Below are 25,896 nucleotides of genomic sequence, written 5' to 3'. Positions count from 1 at the left end.
CCATGCTGCGGCTTGTGATCCCCCTTGTTCTGGCGCTGCTGGGCCTTGGGGCCGGCATCGGGGCCGGGCTTTTCCTGCGCCCCGCCGCCGAGGAAGGCGCCCTGCCCGCGGAAGAGGAACATCCCGCTGCTGATCCCGAAGCTATGCCGGATTATGTCAAGCTGAACAACCAGTTCGTCGTGCCGATTCTGGAAGGCGGCCGCGTCGCCTCGATGGTGGTGATGTCGCTGTCGCTTGAGGTCGAGAAGGGCAAATCGGAAGAGGTCTATGCGCGCGAACCCAAGCTGCGCGATGCCTTCCTGCAGGTGATGTTCGACCATGCCAATGCCGGCGGGTTTCGCGGTTCCTTCACCGATGGTTCCAATCTGGTCATGCTGCGGCAGGCGCTGAAGGAAAAGGCCGTGGGCATTCTGGGCCCGATGTGCAGTGACGTGCTGATCACCGAGATTGCCCGGCAGGACAGCTAGCGCGGCGCCTTCGGGTTGCGCGCGTAGATGCGGCGGTCGATCGCGGCCAGTTCGTCCAGCGGACGCCCCGCTTCGGTCGCGGCGCGGCGCAGCGCCAGAAGATCGCCGCCGCGCCGGGCCCGCCACAGGCGCAGGCGCGGCAGGGGCGACCAATGCTGGCGCAGCCGGGCCAGACCCGCCGACGTCGCCTCGGGCGCAAGCCGCAGCGCCGCGAGCGCCAGGGCGGCAAGACAGGTCGCCACGGCTACACCCGTCAGCGCCAGGACCTGCGCCCCACCGATGCGCCCCGTCGGCACCTGGCCGGTGAAGAAGCTCGCATAACCGATGGCCAGGGCCGGAATTTCGACCCTGGACAGCTGATGGTTCACCGTATCGAAAAACGGGATCGGTACGGGGTCGAGCATCCCCGGCTCACCGGTATGAGGGCGGAACTGCCAGGTCCAGACCGCCTGCGCCACCGGCCCTTCGTCGGTCAGGATCAATTCGCGCTCGACCGGGGGCGCGAAGGTGATCAGCCAGTTCTCCGACACAACCGGGCGCGGCGGCAGATGTTCGGGCAAAGAGCCCAGCGCCCGCAGCGTGACTTTGCGCACCACCACCTCGCCATCGGCCAGATGGGCGGCATCGGTCGACAGTTCATCGGTCAGTTCCACCCGCGCCGCCGCCATATGCCAGCCATGCAGCGGCGGGAACTCGCCCACCGACAGGGCCAAGGGCGGCGCGGTCACCACCGTGTCCAGCCGCTGGCTTGCGCTGTCGATGATGGTCAGCTCATGCCGCACCGGGCCGAAATGCAACAGGCCCGCCCGCTTGGGCCAGATCGCCATATGCCGTTCCATCACGATCCAGGGCAGGCCGTCGATCATCTCCTCACGCCAGTCATCCTGCCGGGTCTGAACCCAATCGAAGGCATCGGTCGGCGGGATCTGCAACCGCTCAAGCGCGATCTTGCGATTATAGACGGCGCGGATGGTGATGGCGACCATCTGGCCGACGACCAGCCGGTCGGTCGGGCTGTCGGCGGTGATGGTCAGGGTCAGATTGCCCTCGGCCGCGGCCGGGCCGACCAAAAGAAGGAACATCAGAAGCCAGCGGATCACCATGGCTCCACTTCCTCGGCCGCAGTCAGGCCCATCGAGACACGGCGGTCATGTTCCGCCGCCAGACGCAGCCGCAGGAACAGGCCCGGATCATCGGGCAGGCTTTGCAGCCACTCGGCATCGGCCACCCGCTGCCCGGCATCAAGCTGGCGACCCAGCCGCTTGATCTCGTCCACCGGCGATCCGCCGGGCGTGGCGATGGATTTGGCGGCGATGCGCCCGGCATTGTTCGCCTCGCCCTGAACCTGCGGCGCAAGGGCGGCCACGATGTTGCGGTTCTCTCGCGCGGCGCTGTCGGCGGGATTGGCGAAAAGCACGGCGTCGAAATAGGCGCGCGACAGGGCATAGTCCCCCGTCGCGGCCAGCGAGAGGCCGCGATTGTAGGTCGATCCGCGCCCGGCCTTGCGGAAGGCGTCATCCGCAGCGGCATAGTCACCCGCCTGATACAGCGCCACACCCTGCACCGACGGATCGGACAAGAGCGGCGCAGCAAGACCCGGCAGGCCCAGGATCAGCGCCGCCTTGGCCAAGGGCTGGCCACCGGCAAAGATCAGGGCAGCGATGCCCGTGCCCAGAAAGGCAAGGCGGAAGGCGGTCATCTTTGCCTCCGGAACAGGGGAAAGAGGATCAACAGGGCAAGGGGCAGCAGGAAGGGGCCAAGGTCTTGAAAGGCAAGGCCGGCCTCGGGATCCTGAACCAGAAGCGCCACACGACGGGCGGCGATCTGCTGGGCAAGCTCTGGGGCCTGGCCCGAGGGCAGCGCCGCGCCCTGCCCCGCCTTAGCCAGCGCGGCAAGGCCCGCCGGATCGGCGGCGGGCGCGCCTTCCGAGGCGCGCGGCAGGGTCAGCGCCCAGACCCTTGCCCCATCGCTGGCCAGCCGCGCCGCCTCTTCCGCCGCCCTGGCGCCGCTGCCGCCGCCATCCGAGATCAGCACCAGATCGGCACCTCTGATCCCCGTCTCGCCGCTGCCGAACATGTCGCGCGCCATCGACAGCGCGATGTCGGGCCGGCTGCCGACCACGGGCATCGTGTCCTGCCCCAGAACCGCGATCAGCCCGCGCAGGGTTTCGGGATCGCTGGTCGGGGCCGAGGCCAGATAGGCATCGGCCGCATAAAGCATAAGCCCGACAGGCCGCCCTTCAGCCCCGTCCAACAGCATCGAGGCCGCTGCCTGCGCCTCGCCCAGAACCTTGGTGTCGCCGACGACCGAGGGCGAAAGGTCCATCACCAGGATCAGCGGGTCAAGCGCGCGCAGGCTGACCGCACCGGGGCGCAGCAGTGCGGGGCCAGACAGCGCGGCGGCCAGAATGGCAGCAGCGGCAAAGGGCAAAAGCACGGCCCAGCCGCGCACACCCTGTCCGATCAGGCCAAGCCGGCGCAGAGCCACCATCATCTCGGGCGTGACGACCCCTGCCCAATCTCCCGCGAACCGGCGCTGCCAGGCCCACAGCCCTGCCGCCAGCACGGGCAAAAGCGCCAGAAGCCAGAGCGGGCGCAGAAGAACCATCTCGCCGCTCATGCCCGCCGCCCCAATCCCAGCGCCAGCACAAGGACCAGCCCCGCCGCCCCCGGCCAGACCCAGAGCGGGCGCGGAACAGCAACCGGCGGGCGGGTCGAAGGGTTGGGTTCCAGCCGATCCAGCTCTTCGGCCATCGCGGTCAGGTCGTCGGTCGTGCGTACGCGAAAGGTCTGGCCGCCCGAGGTCCGGGCAATGTCGCGCAATGTGGCCAGATCCACCGCGTCGCGCGCGCCGGGACGGGTTTCCAGGTCCTCGGGGCCCAGCGCGATCGTATGGATGCGCACGCCCTTTTCCGCCGCCAGCTGCCCGACCTGCACAGGGTCCAGCCGCCCCGAACTGTCGCGGCCATCCGAGAGAAGCACGATCACCTTGGACGGCGCGGCCTCGGCCAGACTACGCTTGAGCGCGAGGCCCAGCCCTTCGGCAATGGCGGTTGAGCGCCCGGTCAGGCCGATCTGCGCCTCGTCTAGCGCGCGGGCGACGGCGGGCAAGTCATGGGTCAGCGGCGCAGCGACATAGGCGGCGTCGGCAAAGATCACCAGACCGATCCGGTCGCCCTGCCGGGCGCGGATGAAGGAGGTGGCGACGCGCTTGACCGCGGCCAGACGGGTGACCGTCTCGCCATCCAAAGCGAAATCCGGCGTCTCCATGCTGCCCGACATGTCCAGCGCGATCACGATGTCGCGGCCCGAGGCGCTGCGGTCGGTCACCATGTCGATGCGCTGCGGCTGGGCGGCGGCAAGGCATAGGCAGGCCCAGGCCAGCGCGGCCAGCACCAGCCCGCGCCAGGCGGCAGGACCATGGGCCGGGCGGGCGGCGGCGGCGATGCCATCGGGCAGGGTCAGGACCTGTCCCTGTGCCGCACGCGGGGGCAAAAGCCGGGCGAGCAGCGGCAGTGGCAGCGCCAGAAGCGCCAGCGGCAGCGCAAGCTCGATCATCTCGCCCTCGCGCGCAGGATCAGAGCCTCGATCCGGCCCGGGTCGCCCGGCTGGCCCGCGTAAAGCGCGGCGCGCTGGTCCTCGGGCAGCGTGCCGCCGGTTTCCGACAAAAGCCGCGCCAGGGCCAGAAGCCTTTCCTGGGGTGGCAGGCGCGCGGCGCGTGCGATCAGGGCGGCGGGGCGAGGCGGGCGGGTGCGCGGCCGCAACAGAGGGCCAAGAATGGTCAGAAGCAGCGCCGCCAGAACGAAGCCCAGGCCCATGGCGGCCAAGACATCGTTCCACCCGAGTGCCGCAAATTCCTCGGGCAGCCGGGGCGGGTGAAGCTGGGCAACAAGGTCTTCGAGGGTCATGCGATATCTCCCGAAGCGTCCAGACGGCGCACGTCCACTCCCGGCAGGGCAAGCCTTGCGGCACGGGCGGCGCGCAGGGCGGGCAAGTCGTCGAAACGGGCAAAGGCCGGACCTTCGGGGCCGTCATGCGGCAGGGCGCGGGCCGGCGGGGCGCATTCAAAGGCATCCTCGACCAGGATCAGGCGCAGCGGCCCACGCAGGCGCATCGCGGCAAGGGCCGCATCCAGCCCCGGACCGGGCGTGTCCAGCCCCGTGGCCAGCACAAGCCCCGCCCCGCGCGGCGCCTGCCGCATCGCCGCCATCAGCTCGGGCGCAAGCTCGCGCACCGGACCGCGATGGGCAAGCGCCGCCTCATGCGCGCGCTCCAGGCACCCCGCCACCAGCGCCATGCCGCGATGGCGCGGGCGCGGCGCCTGCACCTGCGGCCCGGCATCGGTCAGCGCGACCACGCCCACCGCGCCACCTTCCAGAACCGCCCGCCAGCCCGCAAGGGCCAGGGCCTCGGCCGCCGCGACCGAGCGCAGGCGCCCGCGCGTGCCCCACAGCATCGGGCGGCGGAAATCGGCGATCAGCAAAAGGCTGCGCTCGCGATCCTCATGGAAGCTGCGCACATGCGGGCTGCCGGACCGGGCAAAGGCGGCGGCGTCGATATGGCGGGGATCGTCGCCTTCGCTGAAGGGGCGGATCTCGCGGATCTCATGCCCCTGCCCGCGCCTGCGCGTGGCGGTCGCGCCCGGCCGTTCGGCCAGGCTCGCAGCCTCGGCCCCAGCGCGCAGGGCCGCGCCCTCCAGCGCCATCAGCCCAGCGGCGCCGAAATGCGCCGGATCACCAAGGCCGGACATGGGACAGAAGCCGGGCGATTAGCGCCCGCGACGAAAGCCCTTCGGAGGTCGCGCGCCAGCCGGGGATCAGCCGGTGCGACAGGACATCGGCGGCCAGCGCCTCGACATCTTCGGGCAGGGCATGATCGCGGCCCAGAAGGGCGGCGCGCGCCCGGGCGGCGGCGGCGAGCGACAGCGATCCGCGGGGCGAGACAGCATGGGCCACCAGCCCCTCCAGCGGCCCGGCTGGATCGCGCGTGGCGACGACCAGCCGCACGATGAAATCCTTGAGCGCAGGCGCAAGGAAAACCCCGGCCACCGCCCGCCGCGCCGCGCGGATCGCCGTGCCGGGCAGGCGCGTCGCGGGCGGCGGCGGCTCGGTCAGCGCCTCGCCCTCGACCAGATCGAGGATGGCGCGTTCCGTTCCGGCATCGGGCAGGGCAAGGTCGAGATGCAGAAGGAAGCGGTCAAGCTGCGCCTCGGGCAGCGGGAACGTGCCCTCATGCTCGATCGAGTTCTGCGTCGCCACCACCATGAACGGGTCGGGCAAGGGACGCGTCGTGCCGCTGGCGGTGACCTGCGCCTCCGCCATGGCCTCCAGAAGCGCAGATTGCACTTTGGGCGGCGCCCGGTTGATCTCGTCCACCAGGACCAGCTCATGGAAGATCGGACCGGGCAGGAAATCGAAACCGCCGCTGTCGGGACGGAAGACCTGGGTGCCGGTGATGTCCGACGGCATGAGGTCGGGCGTGCACTGGACGCGGGCGAAACTGCCCGCCAGCCCCGCTGCCAGCCGCTTGACCGCGCGGGTCTTGGCCAGGCCCGGCGGCCCCTCGATCAGCACATGACCGCCGACCAGAAGGGCCGTGATCAACCGTTCAACCAGAACCTCGTGCCCGACCAGCCCCTGCCGCATATGGGCGGCCAGTTCGGCCACGGGGGCCAGATCGGCCAGGCCCACAGCGGCATCGCCGCTTCCATCCATCGCCACGTCGCTCCTCCCCGATCAACGTGCAAGTCCGGGCAAGACTGGCAGGGAAAGCGGCCCGAGGCCAGCACGGCGGCGTCAGACTTAAGGATGACCGGGCCCGGGAGCCGCCGCTAGAAGCACAGCATCTCGGCTTCGGCCTGGGCGCGGCGCAGATCGGCCAGGATCGTGCGCATGGTGGGGGCGCCACGGAACATCGCCCCGGCCTCGCCGGCGCCCTGGCGCATCCGCAAGACGGTCTCGGCGGAAACGTAATCGTCATAGGGCAGGATCGAAGCGATCTGGTCGATCGAGCAGGAGCAGCGGATCAGCGCATCCTGCGACTGGCCGTTCACCGCCATGCAGCCGAAGACATATTCGGCCCGCGCTTCGGTCGGGTAGTCATTCGCCAGCATCTCGGCCGCTGCAGGCAGGGCAAAGGCCAGCGAAAGACATGCAGCGCGCAGGATCATGGCGTCTTCTCCGGGATAAGCCGCAGGATCTCAGTATAGCCGCCCGCGCCGCCACCGGTATCGGCCTTAAGTTCGATGAGGCGACCTGGCTCAGCAGGATCGAAAGTGATCGACAGGGCCAAATCGCCAAAAGCCCCCAGGCGCGCCCTGTTGGCGTCTTCGGCAAAGGGATGCAGGGTCAGGGTCTGCGGCCCGGTCCCTGCGGCCAGTGCCGCGCCTCCCAAGGCCTCGCGCATGCGGTTGCGGATGTAGAACGGGCTGCCACCGGTCTCAGCGGCGATCACACGCACGGTGTTTTCCAGAAAGAACAGCAGGACCGGGTTCGGCCCCCCGGCGGGAAAGGTGATTTCGGGCTGGGCCGTGCCGTCTTCAAGGCGCCTGAGCACCAGCTCTGTCCCGCCCGCGCCAGGGGCAAGCCTTGCTGTCAGGCTGCCCTCCACGATGCGCTGCGGCAGGGGCGTGGCCTCCTGCCCCGGCACCGGTTCGGGGCGCGGCGGCAGGTTGCGGGTCAGGCTATAGGCAAGACCGGCCTCTGGCATATCCGACAGGGTGCCGGGCGCCATGACCAGATCGCTGAAGCTCCCCGCCGCAAGCGGTGGCGCCAGCCAGATGGCAAGACTGGCCGCCAGCAGAGCCGCCCTTATGGTCTTCATTCGCTTTCCTCCAGCGCCAGCACAAAGCCGCGCCCGCGCAGGGTGCGCAGGTTCAGGCCATAGGGCGCGAAATTGCCAAGCTTGCGGCGCAGATAGCCAAGATAGACATCGACGACATTCTCGGTCGAACCGCCGTGTCTTGCCCAAAGCTCGTCGAAGAGATCGCCCCGCGTCTGCAATTGGCCGGGCCGGGCGATCAGCGCCACCAGCAATTCGCCCTCGCGTTCGGTCAGGATCACCGGCCGATTGACACCGGTGACCGTGCGGGTGGCGGGATCATAGCTCAAGCGACCCAGGCCTACAGGCGCCATGCGCGGCGCGGCGCGGCGCAACTGCACCTCGAGCCGGGCGAGAAGCTCGGAAAGGTGGAAGGGTTTCACCACATAATCCTGCGCCCCGGCCTCAAGCCCCTCGGCCCGATCCTCGACCCGCGACAGGGCGGAAAGGATGATCGCGGGGATGCGGTGCCCCTGCGCGCGCATGCTGGCCAGAAGCGTGGCGCCGCTTTCCTCGCCCAGCATCATGTCGATGATCGCGGCATCATAGCCTTTGCGCAGGTCGGACTCGGCCTGTGTCACGGTCTCGGCCCAGCCGGTCGCATGTCCGGCGGCGCCAAGACCCCGGATCAGCAGCGAGGCGATATCTGGATCGTCCTCGACGATCAGGATGCGGGCCATGGCACCTCCTCCCACAGGGGCAGTTCCAGACGCAGGCCAAAGCCGGGCCCGGGTTCGGGCACAAGGGTGCCGCCCGAAGCCTCGGCCACCCAGCGCGCCAGCGCAAGACCAACCCCAAAGCCGCCCGCACCAACCGCGCCGCGGGCGAACCTGGCGAAGATTTCTTCCTGTTTTCCGGGCGGCAGGCCGGGGCCGGTGTCGGAAATCTGGATCGTCGCCTGCCCGTCCTGGGCACGGCCTGACATGCGGATTTCCGCGCCGCGCCCGGCATATTTCGCGGCATTCTCGAAAAGCCCGGCAAAGACCTGCCGCAGCCAGTCGGCATCGCCGCGCACCGGCAAGGGCGGCAGCTCGAGCCGCGCCGTCACGCCCGCGCGCTTCAAGACCGGGGCAAGATCGGCCAGCGCGGCGCGGGCCGCCTCGGACAGATCGACACGGTCCTGCGCCAGTTCCAGATGACCGCTTTCCGACCGGGCGATGCGCAGCATGTCCTCGATCCGGCGGAACAGGCGCTGCGCCCGCGTACGGATCGTATCAAAGGCAGCGCGGGCCTCAGGGTCGGGACTGGCATGGCCCAACTCGGCCTCGCCCAGAATCACGGTGAGGGGCGTGCGCAACTCGTGCCCCACATCCGCAAAGAAGCGGCGGCGGGTACTGTCGATCCCTTCCAGCCGCGCATTGGCGGCCGAAAGTTCCGCCGTCCGCGCAGCCACGATGCCTTCAAGCCTCGCGTAATCCTGCTCCAGCCGCGCCCGGCGGCGGTCGATCCGGGCCGACATCTGGCGCAGCCGCGCAACCATCAGCCCCAGCTCGTCATGTCCGCCCGCCCCGGCGGGCAGCCCGCCCATCGCAAGCGCCTCGGCTTCGGCTGTCACGCGCCCCAGTCGGGCGAAGAGCGGCCGGAAAAGCCAGAAATACAGCAGCACGAGAAGAAGCGGCGCCGCCAGCGCCACCGTCACCGCCCCTGCCAGAAGCGGGCGGCGCAAGGCTTCCATCACGGTCAGGGCGGCCTCGCGGCGGCGGGCTTCCTGATCGGTCTGCGCCGCGATCACCGGCGGGACCTGGGCCGCGTAAAAGGTCACCGCCCCCTCGGCCCCCGGCGTACCGGGCGGCGCGGCGGCAAGGGCCGCGTCCAGTTGCAGGAATTGCGCCCGCAGCCGGGCGGGCGTCACGCTTTGACGCGCGCGCCGGGTGGCCTCGGTCGCGTCGGGCGCGGCGGCGACATCCTCGGCCACCAACCCGTCGAGCGCATCCAGGGCGCCAAGAACCAACCCATCCTCGGGCCGGCTGCCCGCCGTGAGCCAGCCCAGCATCCATTCATTGACCCGCATCGACAGCGTGCCATAGGCCTCGATCCGGCGCTGTGCGGCCATGGCTTCTTCGGCCAGTGCGCGGGTATGGATCAGGCCGTAGGCCGTCATCCCCGCCGCAGCCACCGCCAGCAGTGCCAGAAGCCCGGCCCCGAGTGACAGCCGCGCGCGCAGGCCGAAACGTCCGGTCACGGCTGGGCCAGCGCCGCCCGCATGGCGCGGCGCAACTCACCCTCGGCCACGGGCTTTTCCAGGATCTCGATCGCCAGCCCGCCCGCCTCGCCCTTGATCGCCTGGGCGCTTTCGGCCGAAACGATCAGCGCAGGCAGGCCCTGCCCCAGATCCTGGCGCAGCAGATGGATGGTCTGCAACCCGGTCTCGTCGCCATCCAGCCGGTAATCGGTCAGCAAGAGGTCGGGCCGCGTGCGCGCCGCCGCATCCCGCGCCGCACGGATGCCCGCCACCGTCTGCACCTCCATCCCCCAGCCGCCCAGAAGGAAGCCGTAGGCATGGCGCATCACGGGATCATTCTCGACCACCAGCACGCGGCGCCCCGAAAAATCGCTTATCTCGCCACGTCTGCGCGGCGCGATCGCCTGACGAGGCGCCGCCACCCCCTGATACCGCGCCAGCCGCACCCGAAAGCGTGAACCGCGCCCCTTTTCCGAACGCAGTTCCAGCGCATGACCCAATTGCTGGCAGGCGCGCTGCACGATCGAAAGACCCAGCCCGGTGCCCGGCTGGTCCGAGCGCGACAGCCGCTCGAATTCCTGGAAGATGCGCTCCTGATCCTTGACAGCAATCCCCGGCCCCTGATCCAGCACTTCAAGCCAAAGCGCATCGCCCTGCCGCCGCATGCCCACCAGAACCTTCTTTCCCGTGGTGTATTTCAGCGCGTTGGTGATCAGATTCTGCGCGATCTGGCGCAGATAGACCGGGTCGCTTTCCACCGTCGCGGCCGAAGCGACGAAGCGCAGATCGATGCCACGGCTGCTGGCCAGAGGCTGCATGTCAATGATCAGGCGGCGGAACAGCCGGCTCAGCGCCATGGGCGCCGGGTTCATGCGGAAGCTGCGGCTGTCGAACCGGGCAATGTCGGACAGGGCGCGGATCAATTCTTCGGCGGAATCGAACGTGGCGGTCAGATGCGAGACCAGATCGCGCTGCAACGTGTCGCCCTGAAGGTCGGCCAGTTCCGACAGATGCGACAGGAACAGCTTAGCGGCGCTGAGCGGTTGCAGAAGGTCATGGCTTGCCGCGCGCAGGAAACGCGATTTGGCACGGTTCGCCTCATCCGCCACTTCGCGGGCCTGGGCCAGTTCGGCATTGATCTTGGCAAGGTCCGACAGCGCCTGTTCCAGATCGCGGTTGCGGGCCACGACCTCGCGCTCCAGGACGGCAGTGGCCCGGGTCAGGGCATAGGCCGATCCACGGGTCTCCTCGATCCGTTCCAACCGTTGCATCAGCGCCTGGTTGATCCGCTCCAGCTTGGCGATGGCGCGGTCCTTGTCATCGCTGTCGCGCAGCATCAGGGCGCCCCCGCAACGGCGACATCGCGGTCAAGGATCGCGAGACCGACGAAGGTTTGGTTCACATGGATGCCGCCATGCTGTTCGCCATAGGTGTTGAAACCCGCGATACGGTGGTCGCGGCACAGCTGCGCGACGGTCGCCTGCTCGCCCGCATGTTCCACCGCGATCCGGCGCAGGATGCAGTCGAAACCCAGCACCAACTGCGCCGGTCCCAGCGCCTCCATCCGCTTGCGCAGGCCTTCGGTCAGGCTTTCGGGACGACCGATCGTAAGGATCGCCCCGGTCTGGATCGAGGACATCAGGGACAGCCCGCCCTCGGGCGTGACCCCGGCGATGGCCCGGACGAAATGACGCCCGGCCGAACGTTCCAGCAGCGGGTTTTCGGCAAAGGCATGGGGGCCAAGCGCCCGGCCGGTATAGCCGATCAGGCGGGCATATTCTTCGGCGGCGGGTTCGGCATTGATCTCGCGGATCACGCGGTTGTCGGGATCGGCATCGGTGACGATCATCTTCTCGCCCACCGGGACGAAATGGTCGAAGACCACTTCCTCGATGGCGAATTGCGTGTCGATCAGGCAGAAGATCGCGCTTTCATCCTGGGTCTGGCCGTTCAGCGCCAGATGGGTGCGGCCAAAGCGCAGACCGTCGGCCGCCGATCCGCCCAGCACCAGCAAGCCGGGCAGCGTTGCGTCGACCGTGGTCGTCACCAGCTCTTCGCGCCCGCTCATCCCGTCGATCAGCAGCAGGCCAAAGCGCGAGCGGCCGGCGGCAACGGGCATATCCTCGGCCAGACCACGCAGGGCGCGCATCCAGTCCAGCGCCGCGTGCTGACGCAGGCGCGACAGCCACAGCGCGCGGGCGTGAAAGGCGGCGGCGGACAGCGAGATGGCGATGACCCTGTCATCGTCATAGCCGTCAAAGGCGAAACCTCCGGCCGAGGAACAGGCCAGGACCAGGGCTTTGGAGCCAAGCCGTTCGGACAGAAGACCGGAGAGCGGCTCGACCATGGTGCCATCGGCAGCAAAGACAAGCACCAGGGCCGGCGGATCATCGGCAAAGGCCGTCGCCAGATCGCGCGCCATGTCCTGCACCGCCCCACATGCGGTTGCGACGCGGGCACGAGGGTGCAGCGGCCGGTCCATCAGCGGTTGAACAGGCGCGCTTTGTTGGCCAGAAGCGCGGCCTGGGTGCGGTTGCGCACGTTGATCTTGTGCATGATGGCGGCGATATGGGTCTTCACCGTGGCCTCGGTGATCGACAGCTCGTAGCTGATGATCTTGTTCGGGCGGCCCTGGCAGATCTGGCGCAGGATCTTCATCTGCTGCGGCGTCAGCGAGGCGAAGTTCTGGATCAGGGCGGCCATTTCCTCATCCTCGTCGACCTCAAGCTCATGGCCCTCGGGCAGCACCATTTCGCCCGCCCACATGCGGCGGAAGGCATCGACCAGCTCGCTGCGCGGCAGCGATTTCGAGATATAGCCCCGCGCCCCCGCCGCCACGACCGACGAGACCATGGCCGGGTCGATTTCCGAAGAGATCACCGTGATCGGGCCACGCGGCACCTTGTTGCCCAGACTGACGACACCCTCGATCCCCTGCACATCGGGCAGATTCAGGTCCAGCACGACGGCATCAGGCGGGCCTTCGGCCTGCACGCTGTTTTCGGCGGCGGCAAGGCTCCAGGCAATACGAACGCGGCGCAGGCCGAAGGCATGGGTCAGCGTGACGGAAAGCGCCTCGGCCATCAGCGGATGGTCATCGACGATCAGAACATCGCGCACCTGCGCCTCGCGCGGCGATACCTGGCCGGGGCGGGCAACGTCACTTGCGCCCTGCCGGACGGGACGGTGGTCCATGAGATTTCCTCCCCTCATGATTGCGTCGGGTCCCCCAGTCTCCGCCGCAGGGGAATGTTAGGCCAAACCCGGGGCGAAGCGAGAGAATTCTTGGCTGACGCTTGGTAAATCGGTAATTTCGGCAAGGGTTTGCCGGGGTCATCACGGTGCCCCCCCAAGATGCGCCGCGATTGCGCGGCCAAGCGCGAAGGCACGTTGTTCCAGGATCACCGGAACCTCGCAGACATAGGTGAGCGACTGCTGCCGGTCTTGGAAGATTCGGGTCGCCCAATCGAGTTCCGCCTCAGCCTTGTCGATCGCGTCAAAGTCGGGCGGATCGGCGGCCTGCAACGCATCGAAACGATGGCGGATGTCCAGAATCTGTTGGTCCAGCGCCTCCTGCTTGTGGGCATAGCGGGTGATCCCGGCCATGACCTTGTTGCGGCGCGTCTGGATATGGTCGAAGGCGGCCAGGAACAGAGCCTCGATCTTGGCCGGATCATGGTTTGCGGCGAAATCCGCGATCATCGTCTCGGCCTCGGCCATGTCGGTGCGGCGCAACGCGATCACCTGCGCCACCGCCTGCACTTCGGGGTCCTTGGTCAGGGCCTCGGCCTCGACCCCCGGCGGCGTGGCGGGCCAGAGCTGGCCCACCGACAGGGCGGGCTGGCGGCGCTGGATGCAGGGCCAGTCGGGATCGGTCGATCCCCCCGCGAGGGCCGGGGCGGCGACAAGAGCAAGAAGTGCGGCAAGCCGGATCATCAGGAGGCTCCCCCTTTCCGGCCGCGCCAGAGGCCCTTGGCCGGATCATACATGAAGACGGTGCCGCCGAAGAAGGCGGCGGTACAGCCCAGCGTGACCGCCAGCGACAGCGGATCGAGCTGGCCATAGAGCGCGAAACGCACCAGTTCGACGGCATGGGTGAAGGGGTTGAAGCTGCAGATTTGGTACAGCAGCACCGAAGATTCCCGCATCCGCCACAGCGGGTAAAGCGCGGAGGAGGCGAAGAACATCGGGAAGATCACGAAGTTCATCACTCCCGCGAAATTCTCCAGCTGTCTTATGGCCGAAGATATCAGCAGGCCCAGCGACCCAAGCATCAGCCCGGCCAGGATCAGCGCGGGCAAGACGGTGAGGTAGCCCATAGCGGGCGGGCGGATGCCCCAGGCATAAGCGATCAGCAGGAAGGCATAGACCTGCGCGACCGCGACCAACACGGCGGATAGCAGCTTTGCGCCCAGCAGGAACCAGCGCGGATAGGGGCTGACCAGCAGGCTGCGCATCGCCCCAGTCTCTCGGTCATAGACCATGGAGAGCGACGATTGCATCCCCGAGAACAGAAGGATCATCCCGCAGAGGCCCGGGGTCACATAGACCTCGTACAGGACATAGGTCTTGTAGGGGGGGGTGATCGACAGGCCAAGGACCGAGCGGAAGCCGGCGGCGAAGATGAAGAGCCAGACCAGGGGCCGCACCAGCGCCGCGACAAAGCGCTCGCGCTGCTTGGCGAAACGCAGGAATTCCCGGGTCGCAATGCCGGAAAGCGCGATGGCCCAGCCCTTCATGCCGCCGCTCCCGTGAGCGTGAGGAAGGCCTTAGCCAGAGGACCGTCGCCCGCCAGGGCAGCAGCCTGCCCATCGGCCAGAACCGCGCCCTTGTGCAGGACGACGACATGGTCACTTGGCTCAATCTCCTCGAAGATATGCGTCGCCCAAAGGGTCGAGACGCCTTCCTCGGCGATCAGCCGCCGAACCAGCGCCGAAACCTCATGCCGGGCCCGCAGGTCAAGGCCGGCGGTCGCCTCGTCCAGAAGCAGAAGTTGCGGCCGGTGCAGAAGCGCGCGGGCAATCTCGGCCCGGCGCTGCTGGCCGCCCGAGAGGGTTGCGGCCTTGACTCCAGCCTTGTCCGACAGGTCGACCAGCGCCAGCACTTCGGCAATCCGCGCCCGTGCCGCCTTGCCGCCAATCCCGTGCAGCGCCGCGTGATAGGCAAGGTTCTGCTGCAGGGTCAGGTCGCTGTCCAAGGCCCGCGACTGGAAGACGACGCCCAGCCGCGCGAGCGCCTGCGAGGGCTGGCGGCGGGCATCGAAGCCAGCAACGGCGATTGTGCCGGACGTGCTGTCATATAGTCTTGTGATCAGTGAAAAAAGCGTGGTCTTGCCGGCGCCATTCACCCCCAGAAGCGCGCAAAAGGCCCCGCGCCCGACCGTGAAGGACACGTCGCACAGGGCCTCGATCCGCCCGAAACGGTGGCTGACGCCCTGGATCAGAAGGGCGGGGGCCGCAGCGGCCCCCGAAGCGTCGATCATTCCTTGCGTCGCTCCTTTTCGGTGAAATCGGCATTGAGCTTGATGTCATACTGGCCATCGGCGCAGATCACGTCATCCAGGTCGAAGCTGCCATCCTCCTCAACCTCGATATTGGCGCTGTCCACCTCGCAGGTCATCGCAGCGAGGGCAGCGTCGATACTGGTAATCTGCTCGGGTGTCACCTCCGCCTCGGCCCAGGCTGGGGCGGCGAAACCGGCGATCACGGTGGCAAGGACAAGTCGTCTCGGCATGGGTTGCTCCTGTCTAGCGGATGTTGAACTCGGCGCGCTGGCTTTGGCCATCTGTTCCGGGGATCGACAGCGCGAAGCTGCCGGGCATGACGGCGATGAAGCTGATCTCGGCCTCGCCCGCATTGTCGAATTCCATCGAATGCACGCCCATCGGGCGGATCTCGATGCCGTTTATAACGATTTCGTTGATCCAGATCGCGCGGAAGAAATCGCCGCCAGACAGGGCAAGTTCCGCAGATCCATCGGCCACGATCTTCATCTTGTAATAGCCGCCGGATTTCAGGTCGTAGGGCTTCTCGGCCACCGGCTTGCCCGAAGCGAGCGTCAGCGGCGGCAGTTCGACCCGGTTGGCCTTGCCCATCAGCCCGGCAAAACCATAGTCGAACTGCTGCGCCGCAAGCGGTGCCGCCGCCAGGGCCAGCATCCCGGCCAGAACCAGTTTTTTCATCGTCATCCCTCCTGCGATGTCTTGACGGCCACGACGCCCCAGGGCTGTTCGCCCACCGGGATCGACACGGTCACCGTGTCGCTTTCGGTGTCGATCACCGAGATGTCGTTGGAATTGCCGTTCGTGGTGTAAAGGAACTTGCCGTCGGGTGAGAAGCCAAGCTGCCAGACCCGCTGGCCGACCAGCAGGTAATCGGTGATCTCAAGGCTGGCCACGTCGATCACCGCCACTCGGTTCGCCGGGCCAAGCGCGACATAGGCCTTGGCCCCGTCAGCGGTGACGCGCAGGCCCACGGGTTGCAGGGCCTCGGGCAGCACGCCCTGCACCTCGAATGTCAGCTTCTTGACAATCTCGTTGGTCGCGGTGTCGATCACGCTGACCGTGCCGCCGATTTCGGCCGTGACGAACAAGAGTTTGCCGTCCGGCGTGTATTCGGCGAAACGCGGGCGGCTGTCGACCAGCACATTCGCGACGATTTCATAGCTGGTGGTGTCGATCAGATGCGCCATGTTGGTGGTCTCGGAAGTGTTGACCACAATCTTGCCATCGGGCGACACGCCCATCCCTTCCGGCTCAACCCCCACCGGCACTTCGGCCAGCACCTGCCGCGTGTTCACATCGACCACGGTGACGATGTTGTCATCCTCATTGGCGATGAACAGCGGATTGCCCGATGGGTGCAGCACGAACAGCTCCGGGTCGGGCCCCGAGGGCAGCGACGGCAGCTCCTCATAGGTGCTGCTGTCATAGACCCGCACCAGATTGTCGTCCGAGGCGCAGACATAGATATGCTTGCCATCGGGCGAAGCGGTTATGCCGCGCGGGCGTTGCAGCCCCTCGATCGTGTGGATCACCTCAAGCGTCGCCGCATCCAGCACGGTGACGGTGTTGCCCTTCTCGTTCGACACGAAAATCTTATCGGCCAGTGCAGGGCTTGCGGCCATGCTCAGCAGGACGGCGGACGTGAGGAAGGCGGGGGGCAGTCTCATTTCTGGCACTCCGTCTCGGGCCGGTCGATGCCCAGCGTGTCAAGCTGGCTGACCTGGTGAAGATATTCGTCCTGCGGGCTGACCGAGGCGACGACATTGCCCGCCACCAGAAGGATCGGCTGGCGCAACTGGCCATCCCAGTCGCGGAAGGTCAGCTTCTGCCCCTTGAAGGCGGCAAGGTCGAAGGCGTCGGACAGGATGAAATCGTGCATCGTGTTGAAATCGCCGCCCTTGGTGCGCATCGCCGCCTCGCCGATCACGCGCAGCGCCATCCAGGCTTGCAGGTCTTCGGACCGCGCGAAGCGCCCTGCCGCTTTCTCGAAGCGGGTCTGGAACTGGGTCGCCCCCCAGGCCTCGAACACGCCCGACCAGCTTGCAGGCACCAGCCCAGCGGACCCGGTCACCGGTCGCGCGTCCCAGGTGTGATAGGGCAGCCAGGCGGCAAAGACCCCGGCATGGTCGGCGGCGATGATCACGTCATGCGCGGGCAATTCCTGGGTGAAGACCGGCATCTGCTTTTGCACCTGCACATGGCCGGTATCGGTGCGCCGCGCGCCGCCTGTGTCGACATAGACCCGCTCTTCCACGATGGTCAGCCCGAATTTCTCGGCCGAGCGGCGATAAGAAGCGGCAAGCGCCATGTCTTCGGCATGGCTGCCCTCGATCATGACCACCTCGTCCCAGCGTTTCAGCGCCAGATATTGCGCCAGCGCATCGGTCAGCATGGCGTCCGAGGGCGCGACATGCAGCAGGTTTGCCCGGCAGTCCTTGCCGCGCAGAACGTCATCGGTGGCCAGTGCATTGAACACCAGCGCCCGGTCCCCGGCCAGATCGGCCAGTTTCACCGTCATCGCGGCATCGGCCAGCGTGACGATATAGGTCACCCCGGAATCCAGGATGCGCTGCAATTCGGCTTCGGCCGTCTCGGGCGAGACCACGATGTCTTCGGTCACGAAGGTCTGGCCCACGAAGGCGCCCGTGGTGGAATTGTCGGCCGTGCCCAGATCAGCCCCGGCAAAGCCCAGATCCTTGGGCGGAAGATCGGCGCGAGAGATCGGCATCGGTCCCGGCGCATCGACCCGGATCACCGCCACGCGATATTCCGTGCCTTCGGCCAGGGCCGGGCCGCAGAGGCAAAGAAGTGCCAGTCCGCACAGGCTGCGCGTCAGTCCTTTCATGATGTCCTCCCTGCGGTCATTCAGGCATGGACCCGCCGAGGGGCAAAGCGTTATTCGTTAATAAGAAGATCATAAGCAAATGATTTCAAACGGTATAGTACTTTTGGCTGATTACCTTTTCTGCGCTCGGGGCCGCATTCTAAGTGCACGGACCGAACAGAGGTGGCGGGGAGGAGCATGAGGATGCGGAAGATTTTTGTCGCGCTGGCGGGAGTGCTGGCGCTGATCGCGGGGCTTGGCGGACCGGCGCAGGCGCATGGACCCTCGCGGCTGAAGACCGACCAGACCGTAACGCTGAACGCCAGCGCCGCCGATGTCTGGGCGGCGATCGGATCATTTGAGCAGATGGACTGGCTGCCCGGCGTGGCGAAGATCGAGGCCACGGGGAACGAGAAGGGCGCGACCCGGACCCGGACGCTGGCGGATGGGACCGTGGTACAGGAAGAACTGCTGAAGCTGGACCCGGCCAAAATGGCCCTGTCGGTGCGGCTGACCGAGGACAACCTCGCCTATGTAAAAGCCACCAATTACGCACTGCATCTGACCGTGAAGGACGAAGGCGGCAAGGCGGTGGTCGATGTGAAGGGCGCCTTCTACCGTGCCTTTCCGCAGAATGACCCGCCCGCCGATCAGGATGACGCGGCCTCCACCGCCTCGGTCGAGGCTCTGCATCAGGGGCTGATCGACGCGCTGGTGGCGCGGTTCGGCGCGGGCGGATGATCAGGCTGGCCGCCCTGCTGCTGATGGCGGGGGCGGCGCGGGCTGATATCGCGGCGATCACCTCGCAAAATGCCGGAATGCTGACTTTGGTGCAGACTGAAAGCCTTGAGGTGCTGGCCAGCGCGCCCTTGCCGGGCAAGCCGGCGGCGGTGGCCATGGATGCGGCACGCGGGCGAGTGATGGCGGTGGCGGTTGAAACTGGGCGTCTTCATATATTCGATCTGGCAGGAAAACCCCTTGCCGAATGGCCGATCGTCGGCGCGCCTTTCGGGCTGGCGATACGGCCCGGAGTCGGCACCGCGCTGATAACGGATCAGGCGGACGCGGTGTTGCGCGAGATCGACCCGGCGACGGGGAAGGAACTGGCGCAATGGCGCACCGGCGCCCTGCCCTCCGGCGTTGCCGAGGGCGGCGGCGTGATCGTCGTCGCGAACCGCGACGGCAATTCGGTATCGGTGATCCGGGGCGACGCGGTGCAGGAGATCGCGGTGGGCCAGCATCCGTTCGGTGTGACGCTTCTGGGGAACCGCGCCTTCGTCACGGATGTGCTGTCGGATCAGGTCAGCGTGATCGACCTGGCCGAAGGCCGCGTGATCGCCACCATCCCCACCGGCGAGCGGCCCTACGCCACCGCCTTCGCCGCCGGGCGGGGCTTTGTGACCAACCAGTATGATGAAAGCCTGACTGTGTTTGACGCGCAAAGCCTGAAGGTGCTGGGGCGGATCGAGACCGACGAATACCCCGAAGGGATCGCCACGACGGCGGAGGGGCAAGTTCTTGTCGCCAATTGGTTTTCCGACACGCTGCAAGTGATTGATCCGGTCGCGATGCAGGTGGTGGACAGGCTGGACATGCCCGAAGGTCCGCGCGCCTTTGGGGCCTTTACCGGGGTGGGGACGGGCGCGCCCTAGGCGACGGCCTGAACCGTGTAATCCTCGGTTCCATCCCAGATCAGGTCCCAGCTTGCGCCGGGGCGGACATTCTGGATGGCGTGGGGCTCGAAACAGACAAGGCAATCGCCGCCTGCGGGGGCGCGGACGGAAGGGTAGATCAGCCCGCGCGCGCCGTCGCGGCGCAGGGATTCGGCCAGAGCCTGACCGGCGGGATAGCCCTGCGCCGGGTCGGGATGCAGCGCGGGATGGGAGGGTTCGTCACGCAGATCCTCGAAGTTGCCGATGAAATCGGCCAGCAGTTCGACATAGCGGGCGCGATCATGGTACCAGCCGGTGAAGGACAGTTCCCGCGTGCGGTGAAAGGCCACTTCCGACACGGAAACCAGCACGTCCCACGCGCAATACCAGGCCCCGCGTGTGGGCGGGTTGAAGCGGTTGCCCCCTGCGCGCGTGTAGGTGAAGGCGGCGTTGACATGGCTTTCGCCGTAAAGCCGCAAGTCGCGGCTGCGGCGTTGCCAGGCCAGTTCGCGCGGGTCCAGATGCGGGCTGCGGCCCCGCTCGGCCTGCATCCTTGCGCTGGTCATCGCCTCAATCCCCGCAAGGATTTCAAGCTCTTCGTCGCTGTCCACCAGGCCGCGGAGCGCCGGGGGCTTGTGATAGGTGGCGGGGATCAGGCGGACAAGGCCGCGGTCCGAAAGGTCGGTGCGCCTCATGCGCCGCCCCGCAGCGCGTCAAGATGGCTGCGGATGGCAAGGATCTGCGGCAGACCGCCGTCAATCGCGGCATCGACGGGGCGGGCGCCGCCGAACAGGGGGCCGCTGTTCGGGCGGGTGATCCAGCCGCGCGACAGAGGGGCGGAGAAGTAAAGCTCAAGCGCCTTGTAGATGCCGATCACGGCCGAAAGGCGCAGCATCTGGTCCTTGGTCAATTCGCCCGCGAAACCGGGTTTGCGGGCGCGTTTCCAGGTGCTTTCCGACATGTCGGCCAAGGCGGCGGCTTCGCGCAGCGCCAGACCCCAGGCCTCTGCCACGCGGGCATAGGCCTTGAGCGCGACCTCGGCGATGCGTTCGGGCGCGGGATCGGGGCGGGGCTGGACAATGGCAAGGGGCATGGTGCCCTCCTGGCGCTGGAGACAGGCTCAAGATAGGTCATATGATCCAAAAGTAAAGGCCATATGAACAAATCGGCCCCAGATGCGCGCTCAGGGGGCTTTGAGCGCCTTGCCATAATCATCGACAAGGGGCACGCCGGCCTCGCGCAGAATGGTGTCAATCTCGGCCTGGTTGCGGCGGATCATGCTGTTCAACTCGCGCTTCCAACTGTCCTCGCCCGCCCGGACGCCCATGGTGATGCGGAAGAACAGGCGCGGCGTGTCCGGCTCGTTGAGAAGCGGTATCACCTTGAGATCAGGGAATTTCTTTGCCATCGGACCGGCAATCGGACCCCACATCAGCGCGCCGTCGGTGACGCCGTTTTCCACATCGCGCAGCATGTCGCCGCCCGGATCCTCGACCCTTCGGTCGGTCATCAGGTCATAGGGTTTCGCAAGCTTCATCAACCCCAGCCGCGCGACATGGGTCGCCGGGGGCGAACCTGCCACCACGCCCAGCTTGTGGCCCTGCAGGGCGGGATCGGCCAGCTGCGTGACACCCGCCAGATCACTGTCGGCACGGACCACGAGGACATGGGTCGAGGTGTAATAATGGTTGGTGTTGAGCACCAGTTCATCGCCTTGGGCGAAACCGATCACCACATCGCATTTGCCGGCGGTCAGCGTCTGGCGGACGAAACCGATGACCTGCGGAAACCACGTATACTTCAACGGCACGTCCAGCTTGTCGGCGAAAAGCTGGGCGATCGCGTTTTCGAAGCCCGAGCCGTCCTGCATGGACAGCGGCGCATTGGCCGGGTCGGCGCAGACGCGAAAGGCGGTGCGGTCGACCAGATCGGCCACCTGCGCCCCTGCCGGCGCGGCAAGGGCGGCCAGCAGGGCCACGGCCAGCGCGCGCATCTCAGCCCCCCATGCAGGCGGCTTCGGCGGCAGTGTAAGCCTCTGTCTTGGCTTCCTTTTTCGCCGGACGTCCGCGCGGGATCGCATCCGTCCCGCGGGCGCGAAGATAGGTGTAGATGTCGTCGAGGTAGCACATGACATTGGGGTTCACGCCAAAGGCGGGCATGACCTGGTTCTCGGCCGAACCCACCTTCTGGCGGCCCGAGGCGACGACGCCGACGAAATCGTAATAGTCCATCGTCATCGCCGAATCCTTCAGCGCCGGGGCATAGGTCGAGCCTTCGCCGTCGGGGCCGTGGCAGACATGGCATTCGGCATGATAGCGGCGGAAGCCAGAGAAGGTGTTCCAGTCGACCGTGCCATCGGCCTCGATCTTGAAGGTGGGGATATCGTCGGAATTGAACCAGCGCACGCCGTCATTGCTGGCCGCCTCGGTGTTCGGCGGATCGGCGGCAAGGGCGGTTCCGGCAATTGCAAGGGCCAGCAGCGGCGCGGCCATGAGGGACGCGGTTCTTTGCATGGGTCTCTCCTCCCAAAGAGTTTGACGCAAGCCTAGTCGGCAGCGCCCGTGCAGCAATTCAAACTTTAGTTTGGACGGGCGCGGGCGGGGGTCAAAGCGCCGGAAACACGTGATTTTCACGGTCTTGCCATCGTCTTCCAAATGTCTTCCGAACGTCTTCCGGCTGTGTCTTCCGCCACCATGGCCCCACAGGACGGAAAACGCCGCCCCTGATCGGGGCGGCGCTGGTGATCTGGAATGGGCCGTCGGATCAGTCCGGGACCGCGAAGACGGTCAACTGGCCGCCAAGAGCCGTATAGTCGGACAGGGCCGCGTAGCCGCCCACCGCACCCAGGCCGTCATTGGCATTGGTCAGACCTGCCGCAAGGCCGATGCCCGCCCAGCCGCCGACACCCGAGAGCACGCCGACATATTGCTTGCCGCCGGATTCGTAGGTGAAGACGTTGCCGATGATGCCCGAAGGGGTCTTGAACTTGTACAGTTCCTTGCCCGTCTCGGCATCGACCGCCTTCAGATAGCCCTCAAGCGTGCCGTAGAACACGACGCCGCCCGCCGTCGCCATGGCGCCCGACCAGACCGAGAACTGCTCGGGCAGCGACCAGACGATTTCCCCCTTGCGGGCATCCCAGGCGATGAAGTTGCCCATGCCGCCATGGCTGTCGGGCGCCGGGAACATCGACAGCGTCGCGCCGACATAGGGCTGACCGGCGGTATAGCTGACACGGAAGGGTTCATAATCCATGCAGACATGGTTGGTCGGCACGTAGAAAAGACCCGTCACCGGCGAGTAGGTGGCGGGCTGCTGGTCCTTGGACCCCAGCGCCGCCGGGCAGATGCCGGTGGAGTTCACATCCTCGCCATTCTGTTCGGTCGAATACTGCGCCACGACCTGCGGCCGGCCATATTGGTCGGAATTAGGGTCCATGACGACCTCGGTCGCCCAGTTGACGGCAGGGTCATACTTCTTGGCCACCAGAAGCTCGCCCGTCTCGCGGTCAAGCGTGTAGCCAAAGCCGTTCCGGTCGAAGTTCACCAGAAGCTTGCGCATCGTCCCGTCGATTTCCTGATCGACAAGGATGTTCTCGTTGATGCCGTCATAATCCCACTCGTCATGCGGGGTCTTCTGGTAGAACCACTTGGCCATGCCGGTATCGGCATCGCGCGCCATGATGGTCATCGACCATTTGTTGTCGCCCGGGCGCTGGCTGGGGTTCCAGGTCGAGGGGTTGCCGGTGCCGTAATAGATCAGGTTCAGCTCGGGGTCATAGGTGGTCCAGCCCCAGGTCGTGCCGCCGCCGATCTGCCACTGGTCGCCTTCCCAGGAATTCAGCGACGAGTCGGCGCCGATCGGCTTGCCGAGAACCATGGTCTTTTCCGGGTCGACCAGCATTTCGGCATCGGGGCCGGTGGAATAGGCGCGCCAGGCCAGCGAGCCGTCGGCGATGTTATAGGCGGTCATGCTGCCGCGCACGCCGTATTCGCCGCCCGATATGCCGACCAGAACCTTGTCCTTCACCACGGTCGGCGTCGCGGTCGAGGTTTCGCCCTTGGCCGGGTCGCCGTTCTGCACCGACCATTTCACAGCACCCGTAGCCGCATCCAGCGCGACCAGCATGGTGTCGGCCTGCGACAGGAAGACCATGCCATCGGCGAAGGTCAGGCCGCGGTTGACCGTGTCGCAGCACATCACGCCGATCACGTCGGCATTCTGCTGCGGGTGATACTTCCACAGGATCTTGCCGTCGTTCTTGAGATCGAGCGCATAGACATTGTTCGGGAAGGGCGTGTGCACATACATCACGTCGCCCACCACGAGGGGCGAGCCCTCATGGCCGCGCAGCACGCCAGTCGAGAAGGTCCAGGCCACTTGCAGCTTGGACACATTGTCCTTGGTGATGCCGGTGAGTTCCGAATAGCGCGTGCCGGCATAATTGCCGAGCTGCATGACCCATTGCTTGGGATCCTTGGACCCGGCCATGGCCGAGTCATTTGCGAAAACCGGCAGCGCGGAGGTCAGCATCAGCCCCGCGACAAGCCCCAGAAGTCCCTTCTTCATCGTCATCCTCCCTGATGCGCGATTGTCGAACACAAGCGCCCGCAACCCTTCCTGTCCTCCTCGGGGGTGATCGGGCGCTTCTTATTCCGTTCTTATCAAGCGACCCGGAAGCCTGTGTGTCAACGAAGCCGGGGGCATGTTCAGCCCAAAGTATGAGCCGCGCGGCGGCCCGGGCGTGCCGGGCGGAAAGTCAGGAAAAACAAGGCCGCGCCCCGGGGAAAGGGCGCGGCCGGTCAGCAGATGGAAAGGCTTTTCAGAAAGCGCGGTCAGGGCGCGGGCGTGGGCTCGGCCGCCGCGGCGCCTTCGGGATGCAGCGTGATCAGATAGGCCACGACATCGGCACGTTCCTCGGGCTTTTTCAGCCCGGCGAAGGTCATCTTGGTGCCGGGCACCATGCCCTTGGGATCGGCGAGGAACTTTTCGATCTCTTCCGGCGTCCAGACATGGCCCTCGGCGCCCAGCTTGGCCATGGCCTCGGAATACTGGAAATCGGGGAAGGTGCCGGTCTGGCGGCCGACGACATCATGCAGATTCGGCCCCGGCTTCTTGGGCGCATCCGGCGCGATGGCATGGCAGGCGAGGCATTTCTTGAACACCTTCTCGCCCTTGGCGGCATCGCCCTCGGCAAGGGCCGGGGCGGCGGCGAGGGCAAGAAGGGCAACGGCAAGGGCGCCGCTGAGGGGGCTGGACATGGTCTCCTCCGTGAAACTGTCTGGCTGAATTGTCGGGCGTCGTGTCATCCGGCTTGCGCGAGCTGTTCCGCATGGAAGCGGATGTGATCCTCCATCACGCTGGCGACGTAGAAGTAGCTGTGATCATAGCCTTCCAGAAGCCGGAAGCGGAAGGGCTGGCGGCGAAGCGCCGCAGCCTGGACCAGCGCTTCGGGTTTCAGAAGATCGAGAAACTGGTCCTTTGCGCCCTGATCGACCATCACCGGGCCGGGATAGCCGCGCGATTCCATCAGAAGCGTGGCGTCATGGTCCGCCCATTTCGCCTCATCCGAGCCGAGATAGGCGGCAAGCTGCTTGCGCCCCCAGTCGCTGCGGGTCGGGTTGGCAATCGGCGAGATGGCGGACAAGGCGCGATAGGTTCCGGGATGGGTCATGCCGATCGTCAGCGCGCCATGGCCGCCCATGGAATGGCCGGTGATGCCCTGGCGCGAACGGTCGAGCGGCAGCTGGGCAAAGACCAGATCGGGCAATTCGTCGACCACATAATCCCACATGCGGAAATGCGGCGCCCAGGGGGCCTCGGTCGCGTTGACATAGAAGCCCGCACCCTGGCCCAGATCATAGGCCGGATCATTCGCCACCGCCTCGCCGCGCGGCGAGGTGTCGGGGAAGATCACCGCGATCCCCGCCTCGGCCGCCCATTTCTGCGCACCGGCCTTGGTCATCGCATTCTCATGCGTGCAGGTCAGGCCCGAGAGATACCAGAGCACCGGCACCTTCTCTGCCTTCGCCTTGGGCGGCAGGTAGACTGCGAAGGTCATGTCGCAGCCGCAGACATCGGAGGCGTGGGAATAGACCCCCTGCACGCCGCCGAACGCGCCATTTTCCGAAAGGGTCTTCATTCTGCCTCGTCTGGCCTTGCGGCGGGTGCCGGGGGTTTCACACCCCCGGGGCCCCGTGGGATATTTGCGAACGGAAGAAAGCCGAGAAGGACCGGACCTGTCTTCCGGTCCCGGACATCCTCAAGGCGCGAGCCATAGCCGCGCCGCTGGTTCGGGCGGCCATGGTGAAGGGGCAAGGCGCCCCCCGGGCTGGTTCAATACACGACGACGGCGCGGATGGACTTGCCTTCGTGCATCAGGTCGAAGCCCTTGTTGATGTCCTCGAGCTTCAGCGTGTGGGTGATCATCGAATCGATCTCGATCTTGCC

31 protein-coding genes and 1 pseudogene are annotated in these 25,896 nt (G+C 66.7%); 3 read left to right on the top strand and 29 right to left on the bottom strand.

All coding sequences use genetic code 11. The features are described from left to right. Window positions 1-2 precede the first annotated feature (2 nt). The gene (locus ACED67_RS05195; RefSeq protein WP_395540506.1) at window positions 3-467 is read left to right on the top strand and encodes a flagellar basal body-associated FliL family protein; all 465 of its coding nucleotides are present in this window, start codon (window positions 3-5) and stop codon (window positions 465-467) included. Here the strand turns inward: ACED67_RS05195 and ACED67_RS05190 are convergent. From ACED67_RS05190 to pedA1, 21 genes are all read right to left on the bottom strand, one after another. Continuing rightward, the gene (locus ACED67_RS05190) at window positions 464-1,570 is read right to left on the bottom strand and encodes a hypothetical protein (protein ID WP_395540505.1); all 1,107 of its coding nucleotides are present in this window, start codon (window positions 1,568-1,570) and stop codon (window positions 464-466) included. The genes ACED67_RS05195 and ACED67_RS05190 overlap by 4 nt on opposite strands. Then, window positions 1,564-2,166, bottom strand: a complete 603-nt coding sequence (locus ACED67_RS05185) for a hypothetical protein (protein WP_395540504.1) — start codon at window positions 2,164-2,166, stop codon at window positions 1,564-1,566. Before ACED67_RS05185 ends, ACED67_RS05190 begins: the two co-directional genes overlap by 7 nt. After that, window positions 2,163-3,086, bottom strand: coding sequence for a VWA domain-containing protein (locus ACED67_RS05180; protein ID WP_395540503.1), 924 nt, complete (start codon window positions 3,084-3,086; stop codon window positions 2,163-2,165). The genes ACED67_RS05185 and ACED67_RS05180 overlap by 4 nt, the downstream gene beginning before the upstream one ends. Beyond that, complete coding sequence (locus ACED67_RS05175; protein WP_395540502.1) at window positions 3,083-4,024, bottom strand: VWA domain-containing protein; 942 nt, start codon at window positions 4,022-4,024, stop codon at window positions 3,083-3,085. The genes ACED67_RS05180 and ACED67_RS05175 overlap by 4 nt, the downstream gene beginning before the upstream one ends. After that, window positions 4,021-4,374, bottom strand: coding sequence for a hypothetical protein (locus ACED67_RS05170; RefSeq protein WP_395540501.1), 354 nt, complete (start codon window positions 4,372-4,374; stop codon window positions 4,021-4,023). The genes ACED67_RS05175 and ACED67_RS05170 overlap by 4 nt, the downstream gene beginning before the upstream one ends. Continuing rightward, entirely contained in the window at window positions 4,371-5,216 is an 846-nt protein-coding gene (locus tag ACED67_RS05165) for a DUF58 domain-containing protein (protein WP_395540500.1), read from the bottom strand. Before ACED67_RS05165 ends, ACED67_RS05170 begins: the two co-directional genes overlap by 4 nt. Next, complete coding sequence (locus tag ACED67_RS05160; protein ID WP_395541134.1) at window positions 5,200-6,180, bottom strand: AAA family ATPase; 981 nt, start codon at window positions 6,178-6,180, stop codon at window positions 5,200-5,202. The genes ACED67_RS05165 and ACED67_RS05160 overlap by 17 nt, the downstream gene beginning before the upstream one ends. Window positions 6,181-6,296: 116 nt before the next feature. Continuing rightward, window positions 6,297-6,635: a hypothetical protein gene (locus ACED67_RS05155; protein WP_395540499.1), complete on the bottom strand. Its 339-nt coding sequence runs from the start codon at window positions 6,633-6,635 to the stop codon at window positions 6,297-6,299. Continuing rightward, window positions 6,632-7,288 carry a hypothetical protein gene (locus tag ACED67_RS05150; protein WP_395540498.1) on the bottom strand — a complete coding sequence of 219 codons (657 nt, stop codon included), beginning with the start codon at window positions 7,286-7,288 and terminating at the stop codon, window positions 6,632-6,634. Before ACED67_RS05150 ends, ACED67_RS05155 begins: the two co-directional genes overlap by 4 nt. Then, window positions 7,285-7,965 (bottom strand): response regulator transcription factor, encoded by a 681-nt coding sequence (locus ACED67_RS05145; RefSeq protein ID WP_395540497.1) that lies wholly within the window; start codon window positions 7,963-7,965, stop codon window positions 7,285-7,287. Before ACED67_RS05145 ends, ACED67_RS05150 begins: the two co-directional genes overlap by 4 nt. Then, window positions 7,950-9,467, bottom strand: coding sequence for a sensor histidine kinase (locus ACED67_RS05140; protein ID WP_395540496.1), 1,518 nt, complete (start codon window positions 9,465-9,467; stop codon window positions 7,950-7,952). Before ACED67_RS05140 ends, ACED67_RS05145 begins: the two co-directional genes overlap by 16 nt. Further along, window positions 9,464-10,804, bottom strand: a complete 1,341-nt coding sequence (locus ACED67_RS05135) for an ATP-binding protein (RefSeq protein WP_395540495.1) — start codon at window positions 10,802-10,804, stop codon at window positions 9,464-9,466. Before ACED67_RS05135 ends, ACED67_RS05140 begins: the two co-directional genes overlap by 4 nt. Next, a complete protein-coding gene (locus ACED67_RS05130) occupies window positions 10,804-11,889 on the bottom strand; it encodes an FIST N-terminal domain-containing protein (RefSeq protein WP_395540494.1) in 1,086 nt (361 codons plus the stop codon). The genes ACED67_RS05135 and ACED67_RS05130 overlap by 1 nt, the downstream gene beginning before the upstream one ends. A gap of 59 nt (window positions 11,890-11,948) precedes the next feature. Continuing rightward, window positions 11,949-12,662: a response regulator gene (locus tag ACED67_RS05125; RefSeq protein ID WP_395540493.1), complete on the bottom strand. Its 714-nt coding sequence runs from the start codon at window positions 12,660-12,662 to the stop codon at window positions 11,949-11,951. Between the two features lie 141 nt (window positions 12,663-12,803). Continuing rightward, on the bottom strand, window positions 12,804-13,403 hold the full coding sequence (locus ACED67_RS05120) for a BAR domain-containing protein (RefSeq protein ID WP_395540492.1): 600 nt from the start codon (window positions 13,401-13,403) through the stop codon (window positions 12,804-12,806). After that, window positions 13,403-14,206, bottom strand: a complete 804-nt coding sequence (gene pedC, locus ACED67_RS05115) for a lanthanide ABC transporter permease protein PedC (RefSeq protein WP_395540491.1) — start codon at window positions 14,204-14,206, stop codon at window positions 13,403-13,405. The genes ACED67_RS05120 and pedC overlap by 1 nt, the downstream gene beginning before the upstream one ends. Then, window positions 14,203-14,949 (bottom strand): lanthanide ABC transporter ATP-binding protein PedB/LutE, encoded by a 747-nt coding sequence (gene pedB, locus ACED67_RS05110; protein WP_395540490.1) that lies wholly within the window; start codon window positions 14,947-14,949, stop codon window positions 14,203-14,205. Before pedB ends, pedC begins: the two co-directional genes overlap by 4 nt. Next, window positions 14,946-15,200: a PepSY domain-containing protein gene (locus tag ACED67_RS05105; protein ID WP_395540489.1), complete on the bottom strand. Its 255-nt coding sequence runs from the start codon at window positions 15,198-15,200 to the stop codon at window positions 14,946-14,948. Before ACED67_RS05105 ends, pedB begins: the two co-directional genes overlap by 4 nt. 13 nt (window positions 15,201-15,213) lie before the next feature. After that, entirely contained in the window at window positions 15,214-15,648 is a 435-nt protein-coding gene (locus ACED67_RS05100; protein ID WP_395540488.1) for a cupredoxin domain-containing protein, read from the bottom strand. A 2-nt stretch (window positions 15,649-15,650) separates the two neighbouring features. Next, window positions 15,651-16,637, bottom strand: a complete 987-nt coding sequence (locus ACED67_RS05095; protein WP_395540487.1) for a PQQ-dependent catabolism-associated beta-propeller protein — start codon at window positions 16,635-16,637, stop codon at window positions 15,651-15,653. Continuing rightward, the gene (gene pedA1, locus ACED67_RS05090) at window positions 16,634-17,815 is read right to left on the bottom strand and encodes a lanthanide ABC transporter ABC transporter substrate-binding protein PedA1 (protein WP_395540486.1); all 1,182 of its coding nucleotides are present in this window, start codon (window positions 17,813-17,815) and stop codon (window positions 16,634-16,636) included. Before pedA1 ends, ACED67_RS05095 begins: the two co-directional genes overlap by 4 nt. 183 nt (window positions 17,816-17,998) lie before the next feature. Here pedA1 and ACED67_RS05085 point away from each other — a divergent pair, with 183 nt between their 5' ends. Together ACED67_RS05085 and ACED67_RS05080 are read left to right on the top strand one after the other, a co-directional pair. Continuing rightward, complete coding sequence (locus tag ACED67_RS05085; protein WP_395540485.1) at window positions 17,999-18,535, top strand: SRPBCC family protein; 537 nt, start codon at window positions 17,999-18,001, stop codon at window positions 18,533-18,535. Next, window positions 18,532-19,446, top strand: a complete 915-nt coding sequence (locus tag ACED67_RS05080; protein WP_395540484.1) for a YncE family protein — start codon at window positions 18,532-18,534, stop codon at window positions 19,444-19,446. The genes ACED67_RS05085 and ACED67_RS05080 overlap by 4 nt, the downstream gene beginning before the upstream one ends. On the opposite strand, the gene ACED67_RS05075 is transcribed toward ACED67_RS05080, so the two are convergent. The 8 genes and pseudogenes from ACED67_RS05075 to ACED67_RS05040 all read right to left on the bottom strand — a co-directional run. Continuing rightward, window positions 19,443-20,141, bottom strand: coding sequence for an RES family NAD+ phosphorylase (locus tag ACED67_RS05075; RefSeq protein ID WP_395540483.1), 699 nt, complete (start codon window positions 20,139-20,141; stop codon window positions 19,443-19,445). The two genes, ACED67_RS05080 and ACED67_RS05075, sit on opposite strands and share 4 nt — an antisense overlap. Continuing rightward, the gene (locus tag ACED67_RS05070; RefSeq protein ID WP_395540482.1) at window positions 20,138-20,539 is read right to left on the bottom strand and encodes an antitoxin Xre-like helix-turn-helix domain-containing protein; all 402 of its coding nucleotides are present in this window, start codon (window positions 20,537-20,539) and stop codon (window positions 20,138-20,140) included. Before ACED67_RS05070 ends, ACED67_RS05075 begins: the two co-directional genes overlap by 4 nt. A gap of 90 nt (window positions 20,540-20,629) precedes the next feature. After that, window positions 20,630-21,439 carry a substrate-binding domain-containing protein gene (locus ACED67_RS05065; RefSeq protein ID WP_395540481.1) on the bottom strand — a complete coding sequence of 270 codons (810 nt, stop codon included), beginning with the start codon at window positions 21,437-21,439 and terminating at the stop codon, window positions 20,630-20,632. Between the two features lies 1 nt (window position 21,440). Further along, complete coding sequence (locus ACED67_RS05060; protein ID WP_395540480.1) at window positions 21,441-21,959, bottom strand: c-type cytochrome, methanol metabolism-related; 519 nt, start codon at window positions 21,957-21,959, stop codon at window positions 21,441-21,443. A 250-nt stretch (window positions 21,960-22,209) separates the two neighbouring features. Next, complete coding sequence (locus ACED67_RS05055) at window positions 22,210-24,015, bottom strand: methanol/ethanol family PQQ-dependent dehydrogenase (RefSeq protein ID WP_395540479.1); 1,806 nt, start codon at window positions 24,013-24,015, stop codon at window positions 22,210-22,212. 266 nt (window positions 24,016-24,281) lie between these two features. Then, window positions 24,282-24,707: a c-type cytochrome gene (locus ACED67_RS05050; protein ID WP_395540478.1), complete on the bottom strand. Its 426-nt coding sequence runs from the start codon at window positions 24,705-24,707 to the stop codon at window positions 24,282-24,284. A 44-nt stretch (window positions 24,708-24,751) separates the two neighbouring features. Continuing rightward, window positions 24,752-25,588, bottom strand: a complete 837-nt coding sequence (gene fghA / locus ACED67_RS05045; RefSeq protein ID WP_395540477.1) for an S-formylglutathione hydrolase — start codon at window positions 25,586-25,588, stop codon at window positions 24,752-24,754. Between the two features lie 194 nt (window positions 25,589-25,782). Then, a pseudogene (locus tag ACED67_RS05040) lies at window positions 25,783-25,896 on the bottom strand (S-(hydroxymethyl)glutathione dehydrogenase); the annotation flags it as partial.

Origin of the sequence: Neotabrizicola paludis (assembly GCF_044142105.1) — a bacterium.
In the GTDB taxonomy this organism is placed as follows: domain Bacteria; phylum Pseudomonadota; class Alphaproteobacteria; order Rhodobacterales; family Rhodobacteraceae; genus Pseudogemmobacter.
This window is presented reverse-complemented; position numbering and strand designations above follow the sequence as displayed.

What these genes read in the sequence shown, in the direction of transcription:
- ACED67_RS05195 (WP_395540506.1), top strand. Translation starts at nt 3, where the DNA reads ATGCTGCGGCTTGTGATCCCCCTTGTTCTGGCGCTGCTGGGCCTTGGG.
- ACED67_RS05190 (WP_395540505.1), bottom strand. Translation starts at nt 1,570, where the DNA reads ATGGTGATCCGCTGGCTTCTGATGTTCCTTCTTTTGGTCGGCCCGGCC.
- ACED67_RS05185 (WP_395540504.1), bottom strand. Translation starts at nt 2,166, where the DNA reads ATGACCGCCTTCCGCCTTGCCTTTCTGGGCACGGGCATCGCTGCCCTG.
- ACED67_RS05180 (WP_395540503.1), bottom strand. Translation starts at nt 3,086, where the DNA reads ATGAGCGGCGAGATGGTTCTTCTGCGCCCGCTCTGGCTTCTGGCGCTT.
- ACED67_RS05175 (WP_395540502.1), bottom strand. Translation starts at nt 4,024, where the DNA reads ATGATCGAGCTTGCGCTGCCGCTGGCGCTTCTGGCGCTGCCACTGCCG.
- ACED67_RS05170 (WP_395540501.1), bottom strand. Translation starts at nt 4,374, where the DNA reads ATGACCCTCGAAGACCTTGTTGCCCAGCTTCACCCGCCCCGGCTGCCC.
- ACED67_RS05165 (WP_395540500.1), bottom strand. Translation starts at nt 5,216, where the DNA reads ATGTCCGGCCTTGGTGATCCGGCGCATTTCGGCGCCGCTGGGCTGATG.
- ACED67_RS05160 (WP_395541134.1), bottom strand. Translation starts at nt 6,180, where the DNA reads ATGGATGGAAGCGGCGATGCCGCTGTGGGCCTGGCCGATCTGGCCCCC.
- ACED67_RS05155 (WP_395540499.1), bottom strand. Translation starts at nt 6,635, where the DNA reads ATGATCCTGCGCGCTGCATGTCTTTCGCTGGCCTTTGCCCTGCCTGCA.
- ACED67_RS05150 (WP_395540498.1), bottom strand. Translation starts at nt 7,288, where the DNA reads ATGAAGACCATAAGGGCGGCTCTGCTGGCGGCCAGTCTTGCCATCTGG.
- ACED67_RS05145 (WP_395540497.1), bottom strand. Translation starts at nt 7,965, where the DNA reads ATGGCCCGCATCCTGATCGTCGAGGACGATCCAGATATCGCCTCGCTG.
- ACED67_RS05135 (WP_395540495.1), bottom strand. Translation starts at nt 10,804, where the DNA reads ATGCTGCGCGACAGCGATGACAAGGACCGCGCCATCGCCAAGCTGGAG.
- ACED67_RS05130 (WP_395540494.1), bottom strand. Translation starts at nt 11,889, where the DNA reads ATGGCGCGCGATCTGGCGACGGCCTTTGCCGATGATCCGCCGGCCCTG.
- ACED67_RS05125 (WP_395540493.1), bottom strand. Translation starts at nt 12,662, where the DNA reads ATGGACCACCGTCCCGTCCGGCAGGGCGCAAGTGACGTTGCCCGCCCC.
- ACED67_RS05120 (WP_395540492.1), bottom strand. Translation starts at nt 13,403, where the DNA reads ATGATCCGGCTTGCCGCACTTCTTGCTCTTGTCGCCGCCCCGGCCCTC.
- pedC (WP_395540491.1), bottom strand. Translation starts at nt 14,206, where the DNA reads ATGAAGGGCTGGGCCATCGCGCTTTCCGGCATTGCGACCCGGGAATTC.
- pedB (WP_395540490.1), bottom strand. Translation starts at nt 14,949, where the DNA reads ATGATCGACGCTTCGGGGGCCGCTGCGGCCCCCGCCCTTCTGATCCAG.
- ACED67_RS05105 (WP_395540489.1), bottom strand. Translation starts at nt 15,200, where the DNA reads ATGCCGAGACGACTTGTCCTTGCCACCGTGATCGCCGGTTTCGCCGCC.
- ACED67_RS05100 (WP_395540488.1), bottom strand. Translation starts at nt 15,648, where the DNA reads ATGAAAAAACTGGTTCTGGCCGGGATGCTGGCCCTGGCGGCGGCACCG.
- ACED67_RS05095 (WP_395540487.1), bottom strand. Translation starts at nt 16,637, where the DNA reads ATGAGACTGCCCCCCGCCTTCCTCACGTCCGCCGTCCTGCTGAGCATG.
- pedA1 (WP_395540486.1), bottom strand. Translation starts at nt 17,815, where the DNA reads ATGAAAGGACTGACGCGCAGCCTGTGCGGACTGGCACTTCTTTGCCTC.
- ACED67_RS05085 (WP_395540485.1), top strand. Translation starts at nt 17,999, where the DNA reads ATGCGGAAGATTTTTGTCGCGCTGGCGGGAGTGCTGGCGCTGATCGCG.
- ACED67_RS05080 (WP_395540484.1), top strand. Translation starts at nt 18,532, where the DNA reads ATGATCAGGCTGGCCGCCCTGCTGCTGATGGCGGGGGCGGCGCGGGCT.
- ACED67_RS05075 (WP_395540483.1), bottom strand. Translation starts at nt 20,141, where the DNA reads ATGAGGCGCACCGACCTTTCGGACCGCGGCCTTGTCCGCCTGATCCCC.
- ACED67_RS05070 (WP_395540482.1), bottom strand. Translation starts at nt 20,539, where the DNA reads ATGCCCCTTGCCATTGTCCAGCCCCGCCCCGATCCCGCGCCCGAACGC.
- ACED67_RS05065 (WP_395540481.1), bottom strand. Translation starts at nt 21,439, where the DNA reads ATGCGCGCGCTGGCCGTGGCCCTGCTGGCCGCCCTTGCCGCGCCGGCA.
- ACED67_RS05060 (WP_395540480.1), bottom strand. Translation starts at nt 21,959, where the DNA reads ATGCAAAGAACCGCGTCCCTCATGGCCGCGCCGCTGCTGGCCCTTGCA.
- ACED67_RS05055 (WP_395540479.1), bottom strand. Translation starts at nt 24,015, where the DNA reads ATGAAGAAGGGACTTCTGGGGCTTGTCGCGGGGCTGATGCTGACCTCC.
- ACED67_RS05050 (WP_395540478.1), bottom strand. Translation starts at nt 24,707, where the DNA reads ATGTCCAGCCCCCTCAGCGGCGCCCTTGCCGTTGCCCTTCTTGCCCTC.
- fghA (WP_395540477.1), bottom strand. Translation starts at nt 25,588, where the DNA reads ATGAAGACCCTTTCGGAAAATGGCGCGTTCGGCGGCGTGCAGGGGGTC.